Here is a 19,915-nt window from a genome sequence, read left to right on the forward strand (position 1 = left end):
AGTGGCGTCTTTCGGCTTCCCAGTGGTGGTGATTGCTAATCATGTGACATGCCGTAACAAAAGTCTCGCCCGCCGGGATAATTAGCCAAACGCACAAATTGGTCGTTATGGTTTGTTTGTCCGTAACGGTGCGATCGGACCTGCGACCGTCGCGAACTGGCGAGATTGCTACTCGTGATTTGTGTTTGGTGATTGCGCGGAAACAAGAAATGTCGAGGAGACACGCTGATGGGCCACTCTCGAACCTGGCTGACGCGCGCGCTGGCAATGCCGGTGGCTGTCGCGGTCACTTTGTTGCTTCCGCTCGGCAGTGTCGCCTCCGCCCAGGATTTCGAGGACGACGCAGATACTTCGGTGGCCGCCGCAGCCACAACTCCGATCTCCTTCACCGAACTCGGACGAGGAACAGACATCGTGTTCTCCTCCGATGACGCACCCGTCTTGGTGACCGTGCCGGTGCCGGACGGACTCACCGCAACAGCCGTGACCGGAATCCTGACCGCCCCGACCGACTTCAGTAGGGGTTGGCTCGAAGTGACTGCGGACGGCAGATTGGTGAGCCGCGTCGACTTCGACGCCGGGCAGGCCGGAACCGGCCTACCGATTTCGGTTCCGTTGCAAGGTCTCGAAGTGGTCGACCGGAGCGTGACCGTGTCGATGATCGCTCACCTCGTTCCCGTCGACGACCGCTGCTACGACCGAACGAGATACCAGCCCCTTGCGCTCCGGGATGCCTTTGTCGCCTACGACGGTGCCGAGCAGCAGCCCACGACTGTTGCAACCTTCTTTCCGCCGATTTTGAGGAAGGCAACCATCTACGTCACGGATGGTTCGTCACGGTCACAGCAGAGTGCGGCTCTGCAGCTGAGTGCAGCGATTGTCAACAAGTACGGAAGTCAGCCTGACGCCGTGGTGGTGGAACGACTGCCGAACGGCCAGAGTCTGCCGTCCGCTGAGCCGGGACTGTTCGAGAGAGCTGTAGTACTCGGCAACAGTGGGGACGCCGGCATCGATCTCGCGGCTGCTCCGAATGGTGCACCAGTGCTGCGAATTTCAGGGGACGACAAGACCCTCGTTCCTCAGGTCAGTCTGTTGGCGGCGAACTTCGACGGCTACTGGGCGGCGAGCAGGGCGCTCGCGTCACCGGACAACACAGTTGCCCAGATTTCCCAGGACGCCATCACCGTCGGTGAGCTGAAGCTCGGAACGTTGACGGCTTCCGGTCTCAATCACATCGAGGTCGACGTCCCGTTCAGCCAGTCGCAACTGGGGCGTCCGATGAAGGACGTGTCGATCCGAATGATCGGTTCCTATGTACCGCTGCCGAATTCACGCAACGGAGAACTGTCGATTTCGCTGGGGGACTCACGGCTTGCTTCGCAGACGGTGAACGAGACAGGGCGCTTCGACATCGGCGTCGATGTTCCGAACGAACTCCTGCGTCGCGACCTGACCTTCGAAGTCTCGATGGATGTGACCGGCGACTTCCAATGCGGCACCAGTAGCCCGTCTTCGCTCACTGTCGATCCGGCAAGCACCATCACGTCCACTACCGGATTCCCGCCGACGCCTGGAGGATTCCAGGCATTACCGCAGTCGATGCTGCCCACACTCGATGTCGGTTTGAGTCACGGTGATTTCGCAGATCTCGTTCGCGCGCAGCGCCTCGTTGTGGCGATGCAGCGGTTGAGCTATCTGCCGCTGCAACCGCGTGTGCTCCCGTTCGGCGACGCGGCGACCAGTTCGCTGCCGGCGTTGTTGATCGCGGCGGACGGGAAGCTTCCCACTCCGGTGGCTCTACCCATGGACACAGCAGATCAAGGGCTCCTGCGCTTGCAGGGTCTGGAATTCGGTGGACAATACGGTGCCTTGCAGGTGGTTTCGGGTTCGCACAACGAAGTGGTGGCGCTGACCTCTGAGGGTGATGCGGCCGATGCCGACGGTCTGCTCAACTGGTTGGAAGGTGGGAAGGACCGGTTCGCAGAACTGACCGGCGATCTCCTGGTCGCGCCTCGGGGAAGTGAGCCCTTCGATGTCGGAGTCAACGTCGCCCCGTTGGGCACCGCGACCTCGGCCGAAGAGGAGACCGGACTGAGCGCGGTCACGATCGGCTGGATCGGATTCGGGACCGTGGTTCTGATCGCTGTTGCCGTCGGTGGTGTGCTCGTGGCTCGGCGTCGCGGACAGTGACCGTCACCGATCGCCCGGGCCTGTCCGTCGCGGTCCACGATCTACCGGGCCGCAAGCCATGGCGGATGTTCGTCGCGCTCTTCGCGATCTACACCGCGTTGGGCGTGTGGATGAACGCGGGTATCGGGTTCATCTTCACCGATTCGCTCAGCCGCGTCGCCGCGGTGTCGGCGATGCTGCTCAGCCGTGATCCGCACTTCGCGGCGATCGGGTTCGTGTTCACCCCGTTGACGGCGGCAGTCCAGATTCCGATGGGCCTGATGGGTCATTGGTGGCCGGATCTGCTGCGGTGGAACATCACTGCGGTCGTGATGTCCGCGGCCTTCATGGCTGGTGCTGTGATTCAGGTACGTGGGATCAGCCGCGACCGTGGGTGTGCGCGATGGGTCACCGTCGTCCTGACCGTGCTGTTCGCTGTCAACCCGATGATCGTCATGTACGCGGCGAGCGGAATGAGCGAAGCTCCGTTCCTCTTCTTCGTTCTGTGGGCGACACGTCGATTGATTCGGTGGATGCGAAGCGACGACGTACACGACCTCATCGGTGCCGGCCTCGCTTTCGCTCTGGCGTACCTCACCAGATACGACGCATTGGCCCCGCTGTTCGTCGCGGTGGTGCTGGTGACCGTGGTGAGTTGGCTTCGTTTCCGTCCGACTGCTGAGGAGCGCGGCGAGGGCGCGGGGCCTGGCTTGCGGCTCTGGGCAGCAGCCCTCGACGGTGCCGTAGTGCTGATGCCGGGATTCCTTGCCTTCGCCTTGTGGTCGTTTGCCAGTTGGCTCATCACAGGTCAAGCGTTCCAACAGTTCTCGTCGGTCTACGGGAACAGTTCCATCCTGGAGCAGGCTGGTGCCGGAACCGACTCACCGATCGCCCGTCTTGCGTTCTCGATTACCGAAATGGCCGTACTCGGCCCGGCGCTCCCGGTGCTCGCGGTCCTTGCAATCATCTACGCACTTCGGCGGCGCGACACCGAAGTGGTCGTGCCTCTTGTGTTGTTCGGCGCCATCCTCGGTGCCCAAACCTTGCTCTACGTGATGGGATCGACGTTTCCCCTTCTGCGCTTCTACATTTCGATCATTCCGCTGTGTTTCGTGTTGGTCGTCCTGATCGCACCTCGCGGAGCGCCGGTCGTCACGCGTCGACCGGGGGCTGCTGCGTCACGCTCGGTATCGACGTACCCCGAGCAGTCGGGACCCTCTCTGCCCCTTGTGATCTCTCTGTGCTTGCTGGTCGGGTCGACGCTGGTCACGTTTGTCGCGATGGGTAATGCGCGGATCGCAGTGCTCGAGCATTCCATTGCCAGTGCGATCATTCCGGGCCGGCAGAACCTGGAGGAGCAGACGAATCTGCGCACGTTTGCGGCCGAGCGTCGCATCGCCAGATACCTGGACGACTTGGCTCTGCCGGAGGGGTCGGTTCTGCTCGACACCGTGCAGAGCTATGCCGTCGTGGCGTCGTCGAACAACCCTCGGCAATTCGTCGTGCCTTCCGATGCGGACTTCGTGCGCGTACTGAACAACCCCGCCGAACATCACGTCGAATACATCCTGTCGGTGCCGAACACCGGTCGCGGTGTGTCGGACGCGGTCAATCGGCGCTATCCGACGATGTACGACACCGGGGCCGGCGGTGTGGGAGCGCTGGTACTCGAGGTTCCCAACGACGGCGGCATGGACCCTTCGGCCTGGCGTTTGTATCGCGTCACCGGTGAACGGCAAACGGGTCGATGAGGCAATTCGTGTGGGAGGATTGTCCGTATGACGTGGATGGTTGTAGATGTCTTCTGAAGAAGTGCGTCCGCGTGTGCCTGGCACAGTGCGTCGCCGTATCGCTGCCGCTGTAGTCAGCTTTGCAACCGTCGCGGTGGTGACAGGAATGTTCACGACGCCGGTGGTTGCCGATTCGCCCAAGACGGTTCGGGTGGGAGCGTCGTCGAGCGGACTGACGCTCGACGGACAGCCATGGTGGCCTACCGGGCTGAATGCTTATCAACTGGCCACTGATTGGTCGGTGAACTTCGGCTGTGGCGCCATGGTCGATCTCGATGCCTACTTCGGTTCTCTGCCACCGAACTCCGTCACGCGTTTCAACGCGTTCCAGGCGCTCGCGGTGAACAAGGTGTCCGGGGATATGGATTTCGGCCCGATGGACGCGGTGTTCGACGCTGCGGCGCGACACAATCAGTTCACGATTCCGGTGCTCTCACCCCAGGACAGCGGGTGTGATGACGGGCTGTTCAAATCCAGGGACTGGTACACCGACGAGTGGAAGGTCGCGAACCTGATCCCAGGTCGAGCCACCATGAGCTTCCAGGACTGGATGCACACCGCCGTCGACCGTTGGAAGAACGAGCCTTCCGTCGCGGCGTGGGAATTGGTGGGGGAGCCGGAACCGAGCCTGTGTACCGATGCCGCCTGCAATTGGTGGACAAGAACGTGCCCGTCTGATTCCGCGCAGGTGTTGCGGGAGTTCTTCGACACGGCAGGCGCCGAACTTCGGGCGATCGATCCGAACACCCTGATCACGGCCGGATACGTCGGGGGCGGTCAGTGCGGCACTGCGGGTGACGACTACCAGTACGTGAGCGAGTCCGACTTCGTCGACGTTCTGCAGTATCACGACTACGGAGCAGACGGGGTTCCGCTTCCGGGCGACCAGTGGAACGGACTGGCGCGTCGCATCGAACAGGCCGCGAACGTCGGGAAGCCGTTGTTGGTCGCCGAGACAGGCGAATTGGCAGGCAGTTGTGAATCACTGGCGACCAGAGCCACGAATATCGAGACGAAGCTGACGGGGCAGAAGGTGGCCGGTACGGCCGGAGCTCTCCTGTGGGCATTCGTGCCGGATCCACGGCCGAACGAATGCACAATGGATATCGGGCCTGACGATCCACTCTTCGACGTGATTGCTTCACTGGCAAGTTAGGACACTGCTAGTAGTCCACTGGGAGTTCCATCCAGTGGGAGTATGGTCACGATTTGATAACAACCTGAATCTGGTGTTGTGGCGTGATGACCGTATTTCGTTCGTATTCAATGGTATTCAGTGGCATTCACCTGTGGATAACCGAACTTGAAGGCGGGTGAAGTCGCACGGGACCATCGATGCGACGCTTCCAGGACCTTCGTCCGGGTCGGCTGGGGACGGTCCGGTTGAGGTGCTGAGTTCGGAAGTTGTGTCGTACCTGTCTCTTTGGCCAGTTGCTACGTCCCGCCGTGGTCAACGTCGAAATACGATCACAACCGTTCGCCGCGGTAACGGGTAGTGCGCGGAGTGCGGCGTGCCCCTCGTGGAAGTGACATCGAGGGGTGGTGTGTAGCTCTCGCGCGCAACGAATTCCGAGTTCGAGTCAACTTGCGGCGGCATCGGCCGCCCGGTAGACCTTGTGCGCAGGCTGTACATGCGATGTGAGCTTTCGGTCGTCGAAATGAGGGGACGACCGCTGCATGCGCGTAACGGTAAGTGTGTGGAGCATCGTGTGAGCGGAGAGGTGAACGATGACTGGGTGCGCTGAACGGCCTTTCAAGACTGCTGTGGTGCCGGCTGCCGGGATGGGGACTCGTTTCCTCCCGGCCACCAAGACGGTTCCGAAAGAGTTGCTCCCCGTGGTCGATACACCCGGGATCGAGCTGGTCGCAAGCGAAGCGGCGCAAGCAGGCGCGGAACGTCTGGTAATTGTCACTGCGCCGGGCAAGGCATCGGTCGTCGGGCATTTCGTCGAGGACCTGGTGCTCGAGGGCAAGCTCGCCGCCAGCGGGAAGCACCATCTACTCGAGCGTGTGCGTCGGGCCCCGGGCCTGATCTCGGTGGAGCCGGTTGTGCAAGAGTCTCCGCTGGGATTGGGACACGCTGTCGGTCTGGTCGAATCGGTGCTGGATGCGGACGAGGACTCGTTCGCGGTGCTGCTTCCCGACGATCTGGTCCACCCCTGCGGCATTCTCGACGCGATGGCGAAGGTACGTGTCGAGCGTGGTGGTTCTGTGCTGTGCGCGTTCGACGTCGCGCCCGATCGTGTTGGGGCCTACGGAGTATTCGACGTCCAAACACCTGTGGAGGGCAGCGATCCCGATGTACTTGCCGTCGTCGGCATGGTCGAGAAGCCGGCTCCTGAGGATGCTCCGTCCACTCTCGCCGCGGCCGGACGATACCTTCTCGATCGCGCCGTGTTCGACGCGCTCAGACGAATCTCACCCGGGCAGGGTGGCGAACTACAACTGACGGATGCGATAGCGCTGTTGATCGCGGAGGGGCATCCGGTTCACGTCGTCGTCCATCACGGAACCCGCCACGATCTTGGTAACCCGGGAGGCTTTCTGCGAGCATCTCTCGACCATGCGCTCAGTCGCACCGAGTACGGACCGGAGTTGCGAGTCTGGCTCAAGGAACGATTGGATCAGCCGGATCCGCAGTTGACGTACTGAATAATGCCGTCCATGACAGCTGAGGTCGAAATATGTTTTGGTGCACGAGAATCTGCACCATGTTCGGCTAGCGCGTATGTGAATGTCGGTAGCCCGGATTCATTCACTTTGTCGGTCGATACCGCGTCGGGTGAGTTCGTCCACCAGGGACTGTGTCGAAATCGTCGCGACGATCGACGGTGGAGTCATCCCCGGCTCCGCTTCCTCAGAGGTCAGATAACCGGCGGCTACGAGGACCTCCATGATCGGAGCGTCGAAGACCTGACATGCCGTCCGCATCGTGTCCTGCGTGGGAGGGCGTTTAGCCGACAGCCATCGACTCAGCTCGGAAGGTCGAATCTTCAGCGCACGCGCAGCTTCCTGGATGTCGCCGAACGAGCGAAGTTCCAGTTGATTCTCGACCCATGCGGAGAAACCACTCATAGCGGTCATATTGCCTGAGCCGAGACGTATATGCCACTTCCTTTCGGCCACGAGTCGAGGACAATTGGATATCTGCCATGTCGTGGCAAAGTTTTGCGTCGACGATTCGCTTATTTGCAGTTACGCGACGTTGCCGACAGAGGATGACTTCTGCGCTGAGCGGGGATTATTCAGCCCGGCGTCGGCGAAGGGTGAAATCGAGGGTGAAATGCAAAAAATTCGATTGTCGGAAGCAGGAACTCAATGACAACGCCGAGTCAAGTCAGACCTCAAGGTCTTCGGAATGATGCCGCTTCGACGGCAGGGCGAACGGGCAGAATTCCTTTGTCGCCGACTACCGCCGTGTGGATGGCGATCGCGATCGCAGTTCCGATATACCGCTCGTTGCCCGGCGCCGTCACGCAGTTGTGGGCGATGGCAGTGCTTGCGGTCATCGTGGCGTCAGTAGCGCTGGGACGAGTTGCTCGGCCGCAGTTTGTCGGCGTCTGGTTGACCGCCGGCTACGCCGCTCTCGTCGCCACGGTAACAGCGACGCGTGGCAATGATATCGGCGGAAATCTTTATGTTGGAATCCAACTTTTCATAGTTCTCGGGCTCGGAATATTTGTGATGGTCGCCAATGTCCGGCGTGATCCGGGTTTTGTCAGGCGTGTATGCATTGCGTTCATAGCAAGCCAATCGGTTTCTGCTCTGGCCGCCGCTATCCAATTGGCCGGTTCATCCGTCTTCGGTTTCGGTGTTGTGAACGGTCGTGCTCCAGGTCTGGCAGGTCACCCGAACGTTCTGGGCATCATGTCCTCACTTGCGCTGATTCTGTGCCTGGGGGCTGCAGTGCGAAAGGTAGGAAATCGGGTCGTTCTGGTGCTGATCTCGATTGTGAACGCGGTGGGACTGCTGGCAACCGGTAGTTTGAGTTCGTTGTCGGCATGCGCGATCGGATTGATCGTCGTGGCGATTTCTTCGCGAGTGAAGATCACCACCATCGTCAAGAGTTTTGTCGGCGCCTCTGTTCTCTTCTGGGTCGCAATCACCTACACCGAGTTCGGAAAGCACCTGGAGACGCCGGCCGATCGATACCTTCAGGTCACAGGGCAGACCAAAGCCGTCAGCACACTCGAGATCCGTAACGACACTTACGGATTCGCTTGGGATGCTATTCGCGCGCATCCGCTGTCCGGGGTGGGTCTGAACGCTGCCAATGCGGCCTCGTTCGACAACGTCACAGTCGTCCACAATGTGTTTCTACGGTCTTGGTACCAAGGCGGGGTGGTGCTTGCCCTGGCTGTGGGACTCATCATCTGCGCGACGGCATTGGTTGCGTTCAGATCGATGAAGTCCGGCAAGAACGCCGCCGCGGCCGGCGTGCTGGTCGCGATGATGACATTCGCACTGACCTCGGCATTTTTCGAGCAGGCGTACTACTGGCTACCGGTCGTACTCGCGTTTGCATGTCTTTCGGCCGGCAGTGATCGGACCGCAAGCTTCAAAGCTCAACCCGCGCAACAAGCGTTGATCGGGAATTGAGCTTACGTGTTCAAGCCATGGAAGGTCTTCTCCCAGTAAGACGGGTTGCGTATCAACTGATATGTGCCTTTGATGGCTGCGATGCTCATCAAGACCCAGTAAAGCGGAGCGGTCAGGCAAGCTATCAGCAGCATAGGATTTCGCGTCTCTCGGCATGCCACCAGGTTCATGTAAAGGACTGCGGCGTTACCGAATACGAGTGACACGAGGGCGGGAAAATAGACGTAGTTGGGAAACACGTCGTGGATGACCTCGGGCTGGCCGAGAATCCAACCCAGACTGATCAGCCAGAACGCCATGTTCAGTGTCGCCACAATGGGTGTCCCCGCCATCAAGATGGTGAAGCGTAGAAATCCGACCGTACCGAGTCCGCGCCACAGTTTCACAGGTTGACGCATGTGAACCAACCAAGTCTGCAGGTAACCCTTGTACCAGCGTGAGCGTTGTCGGATCCAGTTGATCGTGTCGCTGTTGGCCTCCTCCAGCGTCGTCGAGTTCAGAACAGCGGTCCGGTAGCCGCTCTCCGCGATGCGAACTCCGAGATCTGCGTCCTCCGTGACGTTGAAGGGGTCCCAGGCGCCGATCTCGTCGAGCACACTTCGTCGAAGGTGATTGGACGTGCCTCCCAAAGGAATCGGTGACTGACTGCGCATCAGTCCTGGGAGGATGAAATTGAACCAGAGGGCGTAGTCGGCCGTGAACCACGCGGTCAACAAATTCTGAGTCCCGTTGTGAAATGCGAGTTTCGCCTGAACGCACGCGGTATTCGATGGAAGCTTCGCGAAGGTTGCCACCACACGGCGTAACTGGAGCGGATCCGGTGAGTCCTCGGCGTCGTAGATGGTGATTATCTCGCCCGTAGAGAAGTGCAATCCGTAGTTGCAGGCTTTGGGTTTGGTGCGCGGATCTGCAGCAGGGACCTTCAAGATACTCACCACGGCATCGACTCCGGCGGCAGTCGCCGCGTCGATGGTGACGGTGTCATCCTCTTCGAGGAGCAACAGCACCTGCAATTTGTTCGAGGGGTAGTCGATCGCACGCATAGCGGAAATCAGGTCTCCGACTACTTCCGGCTCGTTGTACGCCGGCACAAGGATTGTGTAGTGCGGTAGTTCTTCATCGGAAAGCGAGCTTGCCTCCTGATCGCTGATCGTCACGATCGAGGAGGCATCCAGACCTCGTGTGAACAGCACTAGGCGATCCACCATCGCCCATACGTACCCGAGCGTGCATGCCAATGTGAGAACGATGAGCGTGGGAGTAAGGAAGAAGACCAGACACACAACGGTGATCACGAGAATCAGGAACAGGATGTTGCGCTGCCACGGATAGAACGCAACTGATGCCGACGAAATCGGTTTACGTTCACGCAGTCCGTTCACAGCATCGTGAAGTGCAACTCGTTTGAATTCTTCCGAGCTTTCGTCCTCAACCGAGAGATCGGGATCTACCACTTCTGTGCCTCCACGACAAGCCTTCCGAGGGACTGGAGCATACCTAGATCCTTGTACTGAGATTCGCTGTCGACAGTAGATATCCTGCCTCTGAGTAAAACTGCCAAGGTGTTGCTTCCATTCGAAGCCATCGATGGTTTCGGTTCGGGGAACAAGGCATTCGGTTCATGATTGTCCACTGTCAAGAGTGTGACGCGTTGTGCGGCACCGTCGCCGCGTGTCCACACGAAATTGAGGTTGCTCCAGGTGAGTAGGAGGGAGTCGTCGACAACTGTGTACATTTCCGCCACAACTCCACGAGTCAACTCAACTCGTACGGTGGGGCTGACACGTGCGTTCTGGAGATCATAGGTTGTATTGCTCGGATAGACAGACAGAGTAGACGGGCGACGCACTTGAACAACGTCCATTTGGACGGTGCGTGGTCGCATCTGGGTGTCCCAGGCAGGGTTGGGTGTGTCAGCACGAATTGTCTGGCGAGTGAGTGCCGAGGTGGAACCGAAGTATTTTCTCGGCCAATCGTATTCGTCGGTTGAGATCTCACGCCAACCGGCGGGGACGATGAGGCGTGGATCAGCAGTCGCCGGCGGACCTACTGAGACCGGAACGCTCTGAGTGGTGGGCACTGGCGTAAAAAACATCACGATTGCCGCGGCGAACACCACCAGGATCGTCCAGTTGCTGGTTGACGTCGAGGGATTCCGGAGCGGACGCTCGAACGGCTTCCATGACCTTCCACGTCGCTCGTACAGGTAGAAGAACCCGCCTACCAGTAACGCACTACCTATTGCTGGTAGCAGCTGGACGCTGAACAAGGGTGCAGTCGGGTACTGCCGCGAGAGGTAGTAGACCAAGGCAGCACCCAGGACGGACGAAGCGACGAACCCGGCGAATCCCCGTCTCCAGGTCCTACTGACGGCGATCGTCGTTGCGGCCGAGGCGACCAGCACCATGATGATGCTGTAGTCGAATCGTGTGCCGCCGAGTTCGGTCGCCAGCGTGCGGTAGATGAGCGGCGCCAAGACGATCGGAACAACCCAGATTGCCCAGTAGCGGTTCACCGGACGCAGCCCGAACATGAGAACCGCTGCGCTCCAGACAAATACCCATGCCGCGATTACATCGATATGCATCAGTTCATAGTTCTCGGCAAAACGTGGCATGAGGAGTGCCTGTAAACCCAGAGAAACAAGTAAGCCGATACCACCGACAATCTTGTCCGTCTCACGGTCGTGGATCGGAAGGTCCGGGCCGCGTCGCAAATCTGTTCCGACGGCGGCTATCAGGCAGAGCAAAGGGAGGACAAAAACGTATCCGATGGCGGTACCGCTCGCGGTGCTCCTCCACAAATTGGTCCAGGTGGGCCAGAAAGCAAAGACTGTCGCGGCTGCAATCATCAGCCAACGTACTGTGAGGCGGGGGATAATTCCCGACTGCGTGCGTAGGTCGCGAATCTTCAAGATATGTAGTCCTATTCGAACTGGTCGTCCACTCCGGCTGTGTCGGCTGCAGCGAGGTTGTGTCAGCGAACCCGACTTTGGTCGACCTTACGTGATCGATCACAAGGTGCGAATCCGAGCACCGGCCGCTGCGGAACGGCCGAAGCCGGGCAGAAATCCCACATATTGAGACGAAGGAAAATTTTCTTTTCGGAGCTTGCTTGTTGCGAACTGGACGAGTGACCTGATCTTGTTTCGATGTTGAAGCCTGTATCAGCAAGGGCTGTAGGGCTATTCGCCTTCGAATTGCACATCGAATCGGCAATAGGGACCAAGATCCCTGCCGGGGACGTAGGTCCCCAACGGCGCAGGCACCTTATGTCGGCGAAAGTCATTGCGTTGGTTACCAATGGAAATGATCCTCTATTCAGGCCGTATCGGTAATGCGTTGCCCTGTGGCAACCGCCTACTGACGAGTAAGGTCCTTCGCTTTGCCGCACTTTCGTCGAAGTAACGCGATAGTTGCCTCTGAATCGATCTTTCGTTCTGTTGTTCCAGGCGCTCCGCCTCCGAACGGTGAGAGGCAAAGCGCTTGCGTTGCGGCCACATTGGAATAGGTAGGGGTGCGGGCGACTACAGGCCTGAACTGGGGCGACTTTGCGTTTGATCCTGCGCGCGGACAGTGCTGAAATGTAATCCACTCGGAGCGTGAGAGCGTTCCGATTCTCGAACAATTGCACTCTTCGGATCGAAGCGAGCAATTTGCTGTTCCAGTGGATTGCTCAAATCTGGTGAATCACGCTCAACACCTGTCAACGACACACGGATTCAACGACACACGGATTCCACGAATGAGGAAGGGACTGATCACGTGACGGCGCTCGACGTGTCCACACTGGGCAAGACCAAGCACACGCTTCCCCGCGCAGTGCCCGACCTCCGCCGCGGATCGACTTCTCGGAGGGAATGGGAAACGGCGTACCGCAGAAGGCTGTTCCTGGGCGATTCGGTGATCATCGTGGCGACGGTTTTCCTGGCTCAATGGCTGCGATTCGGTGGAGACAGCCGCGCAGTGAGCCCCGGCATCCTCGGGCAACTCAGCTACACCGGTGTGTCAATTGCATTGGCGGCGATGTGGTTATCGTCGTTGGGGATCTTTCGCACTCGCTCGATTCGTGTGATCGGCAGCGGACCCGAAGAGTACAGGCGAATCTTCGTCGCGACAGTTCGCCTCTTCGGACTCATTGCGATTGTCAGCTTGCTGTTGCAGTTGGACATCGCGCGGCTCTATCTGGCCTTCGCATTTCCTGTCGGTCTGACCGCGCTGATGGCGAGTCGCTGGATCTGGCGAAAGGTGATTGCGAGGAAGCGCTCGCGCGGCGATTTCCAGACGTCCGTCTTAGTCGTGGGAAGCCCGGTTGCAGTCAAGAAAATGGCCCAAACCTTCGAACGAGCTCCCGGTGACGGGTACCGGGTCGTGGGCGTCTGCCAACCCAGTCAACTAGGTCGTCGCGACAGAGTCATCGTGGTCGACGGCAACGAAATACCGGTCCTCGGGGACGAGCACGATGTGACCGACGCACTCGACTTGGTCGGAGCCGATGCGGTGGCGGTTACGGCGACGGAACACCTCGGCTACGACGGTATGCGGAAACTGGCCTGGGATCTGGAGTGTAAGGACGTCGATCTTGTTGTGGCACCGGGAATCCTGGATGTTTCCGGTCCGCGACTGTCGATGCGGCCGGTGGCGGGCCTTCCACTGATTCACGTCGAACGTCCGCGATACCACGGTGCTCAACGGTTCGCCAAGACAGCCTTCGACGTCGTTTTCGCATCTGTAATTCTCATTTTGATCAGTCCCGTTTTGATCGTGACGGCGTTGGCAGTCAAGTTCACCAGTCGGGGTCCTGTGCTCTATCGGTCGGAGCGAATGGGATTGGACGGGGTTCCCTTTCCGATGCTGAAGTTCCGATCGATGGTTCAGAACGCAGATACGCAGGTCGACAGCCTGCTGTCGGATAACGAGGGCGCCGGTGTCCTGTTCAAGATGCGTGACGATCCTCGGGTTACCAAGGTGGGGCGCGTCATTCGAAAGCTTTCGATTGACGAGTTGCCTCAGTTCGTCAATGTGCTCCGGCGCGAGATGAGCGTAGTTGGTCCGAGACCGCCGTTGAGGCGTGAGGTAGAGGCATACGACGGGGCCGTGAAAAGGCGACTGCTGGTCAAACCGGGTATCACCGGTTTGTGGCAGGTGAGCGGGCGCTCGGATCTTTCGTGGGAAGAAACCGTTCGGCTGGATCTGTCCTATGTCGACAACTGGTCGATGGTCGGGGACGTGATGATCGTCGTGAAGACGCTCAAAGCCGTAATGGCTAGTGACGGCGCATACTGATCCGTTCAGTCAGTCAGTCAGTCTTTCGTATTCGTATCGCGAATCCGATTCGCCATTCCCGGCGAACCCTGCCTGGGATCCGAAGTAAGGGAACTGCGCAATGCACACTGGCCAATCGGTGGTGCTCGATGAGAACTTTGGGGGAGCAGGCTCGATGTCATCAAAAAAATACTCGATGTATTTGGCGGTGATTCCAACGTATCGGAATCCGTGCATCGAGGTGTTGCGTGAGATGGAGGAAGGAAATCTCGATATTCTGGCTTCGGACTACGGGTTGGATTCCACGGTACGAACTGGCATCGACACGGATTTCTACGACCGCGTTCGACGGATCGGAATCTTCGGTGACAAGGTTCTTCTTCAGGTGGGTTCTTGGAAAAATCCGCTTTCAGCGTCCGTGACTATCCTGGATTTGAACCCCCGTAGTCTCACATCGTGGAGTATTTTGGTCCTTCGACGAATAGCGCGTCGCCGTACTCTTCTTTGGGGCCATTTGCATCCCAGGCAAGGTTCTTCGTCGAAGACGGCTTTCCTTCGGAGAACGATGCGCCGCTTGTCTCAGGGGACCATTCTTTACGGGTACGCCAGTGTGGTCCCAGCCAAGCTCGAGGTTCCAGGCCAACCAGTTTGGGTTGCACCCAATTCTTTGTACAAACGCGCTGACATCAACGCTGGTAACACCGGTGAATCGCGTAAATCAATTGTCTATGTCGGCCGATTGGTTGCCGAGAAGAACGTCGATCAATTGGTTCCGGCTTTCCACCAATCAGGCCTCGTCGACGAGGGTGCCGTGTTGGAAATCGTGGGTTTCGGCAATGCGGTGGAAACGATAGAACGGCAAATTCTCGATTTAGGTCTGGAAGAGTCCGTTGTGGTACACGGACGCATTGAAAGTCCGATCGAACTTGCTGAAATCTACGCACGCTCAATCATGTCGATCTCTCCCGGATACGTCGGGTTGAGTGTCACTCAGAGTTTGGGATTCGGAGTCCCGATGCTGTACCCCGAGGACGCCCCGCACGCCCCCGAGATCGAACTTGCTGCTGTCGGTCCTATGCAGAGTTACTCACCGACGACCGAGGAGTCGCTGGCTGCGGCGCTGCGAGACTACTTCTTGCATCTTGTCTCCAATCCCGTTCCAGCGGAGAAAGTTTCAGCGAAGGTAGGGGATCTCTATTCCGCCGAAACCATGGCATCGGGGATCTCTGCTGCGTTGCGAGGTCAGGTCGTCGAATTCGACAATGAGGGATGGCCCAAGGAGATGGTCGTACGATGAGCAACCGATCACGCCTACCGTCAGGTGTCAGGCGAGCCCTTCGCGGAATAATGAATGGACTCGCAATATCGAACGGGAATGTTTCAGTAGGGCGCGACTTCAACGCCGGCCGTGGAGCCATCATCAGTGCGCCTCACCGGCTGAATATCGGCGATAATGTCAGCGTCGGACCCCGAACCGTTATTCAGGTAGACGGCTCCATCGGATCCCAAGTCATGATCGGAATGAACGTCTACATCGTGGGGCGCGAAGACCACGCGATCGACGAGGTGGGTATTCCGATGCTCGCGTCGACGTGGGTGGGGGACCGTCAGCCTGGTGCACGCGATTCTGTCGAAATTGGAACAGACGTATGGATAGGCGCCTGTTCGGTGATATTGAGCGGTGTGAAGATCGGTGACGGTGCGGTTATCGGAGCCGGTTCGGTCGTGACGAACGACGTCGAGAGTTTCTCGGTGAATGTCGGAGTTCCGGCACGGAAAGTCGCCGAACGATTCGAGAGTGACACGCAGAGAAGTGCACACCTGCAAGCTGTGCACGGACTGCCGTCCTGAGTTAGCTGAAAAGGGAAATGAGCACGATGGATAATCAGGGAAATAAAATCCTGATCGTGGGAATCAACTATTCTCCTGAGCCAACCGGTATCGCTCCGTACACGGAGGGTTTGGCAAATGCGATAGCGGATGCCGGTGCTGACGTCAGGGTAGTGACAGGGTATCCGCACTATCCATTCTGGCGAAAGATGGATGGCTTCTCAGGTCTGTCTTCCGTAGAGCAGTCAGAAAATCTGACGGTTCAAAGACTTCGTCATTACATCCCCCGGAATCCCAGCTTCCTGCGAAGAATTCTGATGGAGGCAAGTTTCGCTTTGAGGGCGACCTGGGCGACTCTTTTCCATCGAGCAGACCTCATACTGTGTTTAAGTCCTACACTTTTGTCCTCGGCGGCATTTGTCATCAGGACCAGGCTCCTTCGATCGCGCACACCCGTGGTGCTGTGGGTGCAGGACTTCTACGGACTGGGCGCGTCCGAGACCGGTCAGCTGAGCGGAGGCCTGTCGTCTCTCGTCGATCGAGCCGAATCCTGGATCTTGCGAAAGTCCGATCACGTCGTCGTGATCCACCCGCGGTTCGCGAAGCATGCGCAGGACAACCTCGGAGTCGACTCGAGCAGCGTCACAGTCATCAGGAACTGGACCCACCTGGATCTCTCCCAGTCTGCCTGCACCCGAGAAGATTCGCGAAAGCGATTGGGCTGGGGGCCGGAACAGAAGATAGTTCTGCATGCCGGCAATATGGGTGCAAAGCAAGGGCTCGAGAACGTGGTGAACGCCGCGCATTTACTTGGGCCGCGCCAGTCCGACATCAAATTCGTGCTGATGGGGGATGGGAATCAGCGGGCCCATCTCGAAGAGCTGTCCGAGGGATGCACCGGGATCGAATTCATGGATCCTGTTGGCGGCGAGGACTTCACCGATGTGCTGCGAGCAGCGGACGCATTACTTCTCAACGAGTTGGCCGATCTTCGCAGTATGGCCGTTCCGAGCAAACTTACATCGTATTTCGCTTCAGGGGTACCTGTCGTCGCGGCTACATCTTCGGACAGTGCCTCCGGCGAGGAGATCGCCCTGTCCGGGGCGGGAGTACGTGTTGACGCCGGAAATCCCGAAGCATTGGTACGTGAAATAGAGATGCTGGTTTCCGACCCCGTCCGTGCCGCTCAACTCGCGCGAAACGGGGGGGAGTACGTGCACGAAACCTTGTCTCCCGGCTCTGCCACCACCGCGTTCGGTGACCTCTTCGACGGACTCATCAATCGAGACAGTTTGCCGACTCGACCGACGCAAGCCCGAGCGCGATGACACACCCGCAGCTCTCCCTCGGCGAATTCACCGGGGCAGGATACGACAAGGGACGTCCGGCATCAGTGCAGGTCGCCTGGCTCGCGGTGGCACCACTGTTCCGGGCCTGGTTCGTGCCGGCACGCATACGAGTTGCCATTCTCAGACTGTTCGGCGCTGAGATCGGTGATGGAGTCCTGATTCGGCACGGCGTGAAGATCCATTGGCCGTGGAAACTGTCGATCGGTGATAACACTTGGGTGGGTGAGGGAGCATGGATCCTCAATCTCGAACCGGTGAGTATCGGGTCGAACAGTTGTGTCTCGCAGGACGTCTTTCTGTGCGCGGGCAGTCACAGCAGACAGTCACGGACTTTCGAGTTCGACAACGGACCGATCGTCATCGGCAACGGAGTGTGGATTGCGGCCAGGTCCACAATTCTCCGCGGCACGTCGGTCGGTGACCACTCGGTTATCGGCGCAAATTGCCTTGTTACATCCGATGTTCCGGCGAGTTCGATCGTCCGCGCCCCGGTTTCGTCGACCGGACGACCATGAAGGGCGCACGACCGCGCTGCGCCGGGGTTCCGCACGCGTTCGAGTGCCCGGGTGGTGGAACATGAAGGTGATGACGAACCCCTTGGTGGTTCAGTTCACGGGAATCGCCGGCGGACGTCTTGTCGGTGCGTTGATTCAGGCACTGAGTATGGTCCTACTCGCGCGTATCTCCGGTCCGTCCGGCTTTGGAATCTTCGCTGCGGCTTATGGTGTCGGACTGGTGCTTCAGACCATTCTGAACTTCGGGTTCACCCCATTTCTGGTTCGGATCCGTGCGTTGGGTGACCAGGAACCCCTCATCGCGTCGACCTTGGAGTTCTCGCGCCGCGCCAACCTGGCCGTCGGTGCATTGCTGGCATTTACCGCGGCGGTAGCCGCGGTCTTCGAGCCGAAGCTTTGGTTCGTAGTGCCGTTGACAGCTTGGGTTGTTCTGGACAATTACGTCGAGACGCTGCTCTCGCTACCACTCGCTGACGGGAATACCTGGCAGAACGCGGTGTCGTTGCTCCTCCGGCGAGCACTTGCTCTCGTTTTTGTTGCGGCCGCTTGGCTCGCAGGAGTCGACGCAGTGTTCTGGTATTCCGTGGGCCTCGCGTTCTCTTCGATGATCGCTGTCTTCGTGGCCATTCGGCTCGGACCGGCGATCACTCGTGTCAGATCGAGACGCTCGTACAAGTCGATCATCGGCAAGTCCTCGCACTTCTGGTTGAATTCCGTTGCTACTCAGACGCGCAACTTCGACGTACTGCTGGTTGGACTTGTCACGTCACCGGCCGTCTCCGGAATCTACGGCGTGACGAGTCGTATCACCACTCCGTTGCGGCTGATTCCCACATCGTTTGCGGCAGTTCTCATGCCTGCGGCGGCGCGCTCGACGACCGGGCGAATCACCCAGGGCATTCTGCGACCCGCGATGTACGTATGCATCGCAAGCGCGGTGATCTTCGGTGTGATCGCAGCTGTCATCCCTGTACTCGTTCCACCGATTTTGGGCGATGCGTACGTAGACGCGGTACCGGTAATGCAGGTCGTCTGCTTCAGTTTGATCTTCGCAGCGATCTCGTCCCAATTGAATGCGATCCTGCAAGGTACGGGCAGAGTTGAAATCGTCTCCTACATAACGGTTGTGAGCACCTTGATCTGCCTCGTCGGAATCGTGCTGGCTGCCCCCCGTTACGGGGCGCTCGGAGCGGGGTGGTCGCTCTCGCTCAGCTATGTACTTCAAACCGCATTGCTGACCTGTGTCGTTGTCGTTGCAATGAGGAGGGATCCCCATGCGTAGGTTCTTCATGAGTATCGCAGCAGCTCAGGGCAATCTGGGTGACATCGAGATACGCCGAACAGCAGTCGACTACATGCGTGAACTGGGGTTCAGACCCGTTGTATTTTCGGGCAGTATGAGCGCGGAGTACGTCGATGCCTTCGATTGGGAACCAACCGACGAGGTGATGGATTCGGGTATCAACTTCTGGCGAGCGATTTTGTCCGATACAGTGCGCCGAAAGCGGGCAGTGATCGTGATGGCACCTGGGCCGGCGGTTCTGGGGGCATCAGCAGCAAGCGTCGTCAAGCACTCGTTGTTGGTGACAGTCTTTGCGGTGCTTCGCATGTTCGGTACACGAGTCCTCGTTTTGGGACGGTCGATCGAGGTACGAAGCCCAATGGCGGCAGTACCCGAGAAGATCCTCGTCGGCGTAGCCGACGTCTACGCGGCACGTGACAAAAGGACGTGTGAGTACCTGCGAGGTAAGAGTCGGTTCTATCCCGATCTCGCGTTCGGGGCCGGTGTATCCGACGGAGCGAAGTCTGCTGGCCGAGAATCTGCGCGCCGAGAAATAGCCTTGCTTTCACTTCGGCATGACCGACCGGTGAACTACGCGTCCCTTCGGTCGATCCAAAGTCAGTTCTCGGCAAATGGTTTGGATTTGATGGCCTGTTGCCAGGTTGTCGAGGACGACAGCCACAACCGCGAAGTTGCTGCGACGCTGGGTATTCCCTACGTGGGATGGGACGATGACACGACCCATCGGCAACAGGAGTCGGCTGTCCGCGCCCTGTACGAGCGCGCCGCCGTAACCGTCAGTGACCGCCTCCATGTTTTGATCCTGAGCGCTCGAGGCGGATCGATACCGGTGATGTCGGGTAGTAGTTCGGTACCGAAGCTGAGGGATTCGCTGGAACCGGTACTCGCACCGCAGGCCTCCTGGATGGACGATGCGACGGGTGGCAGCTTGAATCTAGGGCACGACGAATCTGCCCGAATCTCTCGCGGAATGGATTCCGCTGCCGCGGAACTGGAGGATCTGAGATCGCGGATCAAGGAGGCAGTAATGCCGTGAGGGTTTCTCAGTTCTGGTTGTGGGTTCGCTGCTCCCACACAACACAATTCGGCCGATGAC

At 58.9% G+C, this 19,915-nt stretch carries 15 protein-coding genes; 12 read left to right on the forward strand and 3 right to left on the reverse strand.

Annotation, left to right across the window (positions count from 1 at the left end; translation table 11 throughout):
- Nucleotides 1-228: 228 nt before the first annotated feature.
- The 4 genes from ASU23_RS25280 to ASU23_RS25295 all read left to right on the forward strand — a co-directional run bounded on the left by ASU23_RS25280 (nucleotide 229) and on the right by ASU23_RS25295 (nucleotide 6,611).
- On the forward strand, nucleotides 229-2,190 hold the full coding sequence (locus ASU23_RS25280; protein ID WP_058038944.1) for a hypothetical protein: 1,962 nt from the start codon (nucleotides 229-231) through the stop codon (nucleotides 2,188-2,190).
- A complete protein-coding gene (locus ASU23_RS25285) occupies nucleotides 2,187-3,920 on the forward strand; it encodes a glycosyltransferase family 39 protein (RefSeq protein WP_058038945.1) in 1,734 nt (577 codons plus the stop codon). The genes ASU23_RS25280 and ASU23_RS25285 overlap by 4 nt, the downstream gene beginning before the upstream one ends.
- Before the next feature lie 46 nt (nucleotides 3,921-3,966).
- Nucleotides 3,967-5,115, forward strand: coding sequence for a cellulase family glycosylhydrolase (locus ASU23_RS25290; protein WP_058038946.1), 1,149 nt, complete (start codon nucleotides 3,967-3,969; stop codon nucleotides 5,113-5,115).
- Nucleotides 5,116-5,687: 572 nt separating this feature from the next.
- On the forward strand, nucleotides 5,688-6,611 hold the full coding sequence (locus ASU23_RS25295) for a UTP--glucose-1-phosphate uridylyltransferase (protein ID WP_058038947.1): 924 nt from the start codon (nucleotides 5,688-5,690) through the stop codon (nucleotides 6,609-6,611).
- 99 nt (nucleotides 6,612-6,710) lie between these two features.
- On the opposite strand, the gene ASU23_RS25300 is transcribed toward ASU23_RS25295, so the two are convergent.
- Nucleotides 6,711-7,034 carry a helix-turn-helix transcriptional regulator gene (locus ASU23_RS25300; RefSeq protein WP_223304618.1) on the reverse strand — a complete coding sequence of 108 codons (324 nt, stop codon included), beginning with the start codon at nucleotides 7,032-7,034 and terminating at the stop codon, nucleotides 6,711-6,713.
- A 348-nt stretch (nucleotides 7,035-7,382) separates the two neighbouring features.
- Between ASU23_RS25300 and ASU23_RS25305 the strand changes: the two genes are divergently transcribed.
- A complete protein-coding gene (locus ASU23_RS25305; RefSeq protein ID WP_156423195.1) occupies nucleotides 7,383-8,558 on the forward strand; it encodes an O-antigen ligase in 1,176 nt (391 codons plus the stop codon).
- A gap of 2 nt (nucleotides 8,559-8,560) precedes the next feature.
- Here the strand turns inward: ASU23_RS25305 and ASU23_RS25310 are convergent, their stop codons facing one another.
- Together ASU23_RS25310 and ASU23_RS25315 are read right to left on the reverse strand one after the other, a co-directional pair.
- Nucleotides 8,561-10,012, reverse strand: a complete 1,452-nt coding sequence (locus ASU23_RS25310) for a glycosyltransferase (protein WP_058038950.1) — start codon at nucleotides 10,010-10,012, stop codon at nucleotides 8,561-8,563.
- The gene (locus tag ASU23_RS25315) at nucleotides 10,006-11,472 is read right to left on the reverse strand and encodes a hypothetical protein (protein WP_253741472.1); all 1,467 of its coding nucleotides are present in this window, start codon (nucleotides 11,470-11,472) and stop codon (nucleotides 10,006-10,008) included. Before ASU23_RS25315 ends, ASU23_RS25310 begins: the two co-directional genes overlap by 7 nt.
- 874 nt (nucleotides 11,473-12,346) lie before the next feature.
- On the opposite strand from ASU23_RS25315, the gene ASU23_RS25320 reads away from it, so the two are divergent.
- The 7 genes from ASU23_RS25320 (at nucleotide 12,347) to ASU23_RS25355 (ending at nucleotide 19,855) form a co-directional block, all read left to right on the forward strand.
- Nucleotides 12,347-13,843 (forward strand): sugar transferase, encoded by a 1,497-nt coding sequence (locus ASU23_RS25320; protein ID WP_253741474.1) that lies wholly within the window; start codon nucleotides 12,347-12,349, stop codon nucleotides 13,841-13,843.
- A 100-nt stretch (nucleotides 13,844-13,943) separates the two neighbouring features.
- Nucleotides 13,944-15,119, forward strand: a complete 1,176-nt coding sequence (locus tag ASU23_RS25330; RefSeq protein ID WP_082661466.1) for a glycosyltransferase — start codon at nucleotides 13,944-13,946, stop codon at nucleotides 15,117-15,119.
- Between the two features lie 215 nt (nucleotides 15,120-15,334).
- Nucleotides 15,335-15,673 carry a DapH/DapD/GlmU-related protein gene (locus ASU23_RS35155; protein ID WP_024487404.1) on the forward strand — a complete coding sequence of 113 codons (339 nt, stop codon included), beginning with the start codon at nucleotides 15,335-15,337 and terminating at the stop codon, nucleotides 15,671-15,673.
- Between the two features lie 26 nt (nucleotides 15,674-15,699).
- Complete coding sequence (locus ASU23_RS25340) at nucleotides 15,700-16,980, forward strand: glycosyltransferase (protein ID WP_164490553.1); 1,281 nt, start codon at nucleotides 15,700-15,702, stop codon at nucleotides 16,978-16,980.
- A complete protein-coding gene (locus ASU23_RS25345; RefSeq protein ID WP_058038956.1) occupies nucleotides 16,977-17,516 on the forward strand; it encodes a DapH/DapD/GlmU-related protein in 540 nt (179 codons plus the stop codon). The genes ASU23_RS25340 and ASU23_RS25345 overlap by 4 nt, the downstream gene beginning before the upstream one ends.
- A 70-nt stretch (nucleotides 17,517-17,586) precedes the next feature.
- Complete coding sequence (locus ASU23_RS25350; RefSeq protein WP_158170310.1) at nucleotides 17,587-18,798, forward strand: lipopolysaccharide biosynthesis protein; 1,212 nt, start codon at nucleotides 17,587-17,589, stop codon at nucleotides 18,796-18,798.
- Complete coding sequence (locus tag ASU23_RS25355) at nucleotides 18,791-19,855, forward strand: polysaccharide pyruvyl transferase family protein (RefSeq protein WP_058038958.1); 1,065 nt, start codon at nucleotides 18,791-18,793, stop codon at nucleotides 19,853-19,855. The genes ASU23_RS25350 and ASU23_RS25355 overlap by 8 nt, the downstream gene beginning before the upstream one ends.
- Nucleotides 19,856-19,915: the final 60 nt, after the last annotated feature.

The organism is Rhodococcus sp. KB6, assembly GCF_001445685.1.
Taxonomy (GTDB): domain Bacteria; phylum Actinomycetota; class Actinomycetes; order Mycobacteriales; family Mycobacteriaceae; genus Rhodococcus_F; species Rhodococcus_F qingshengii.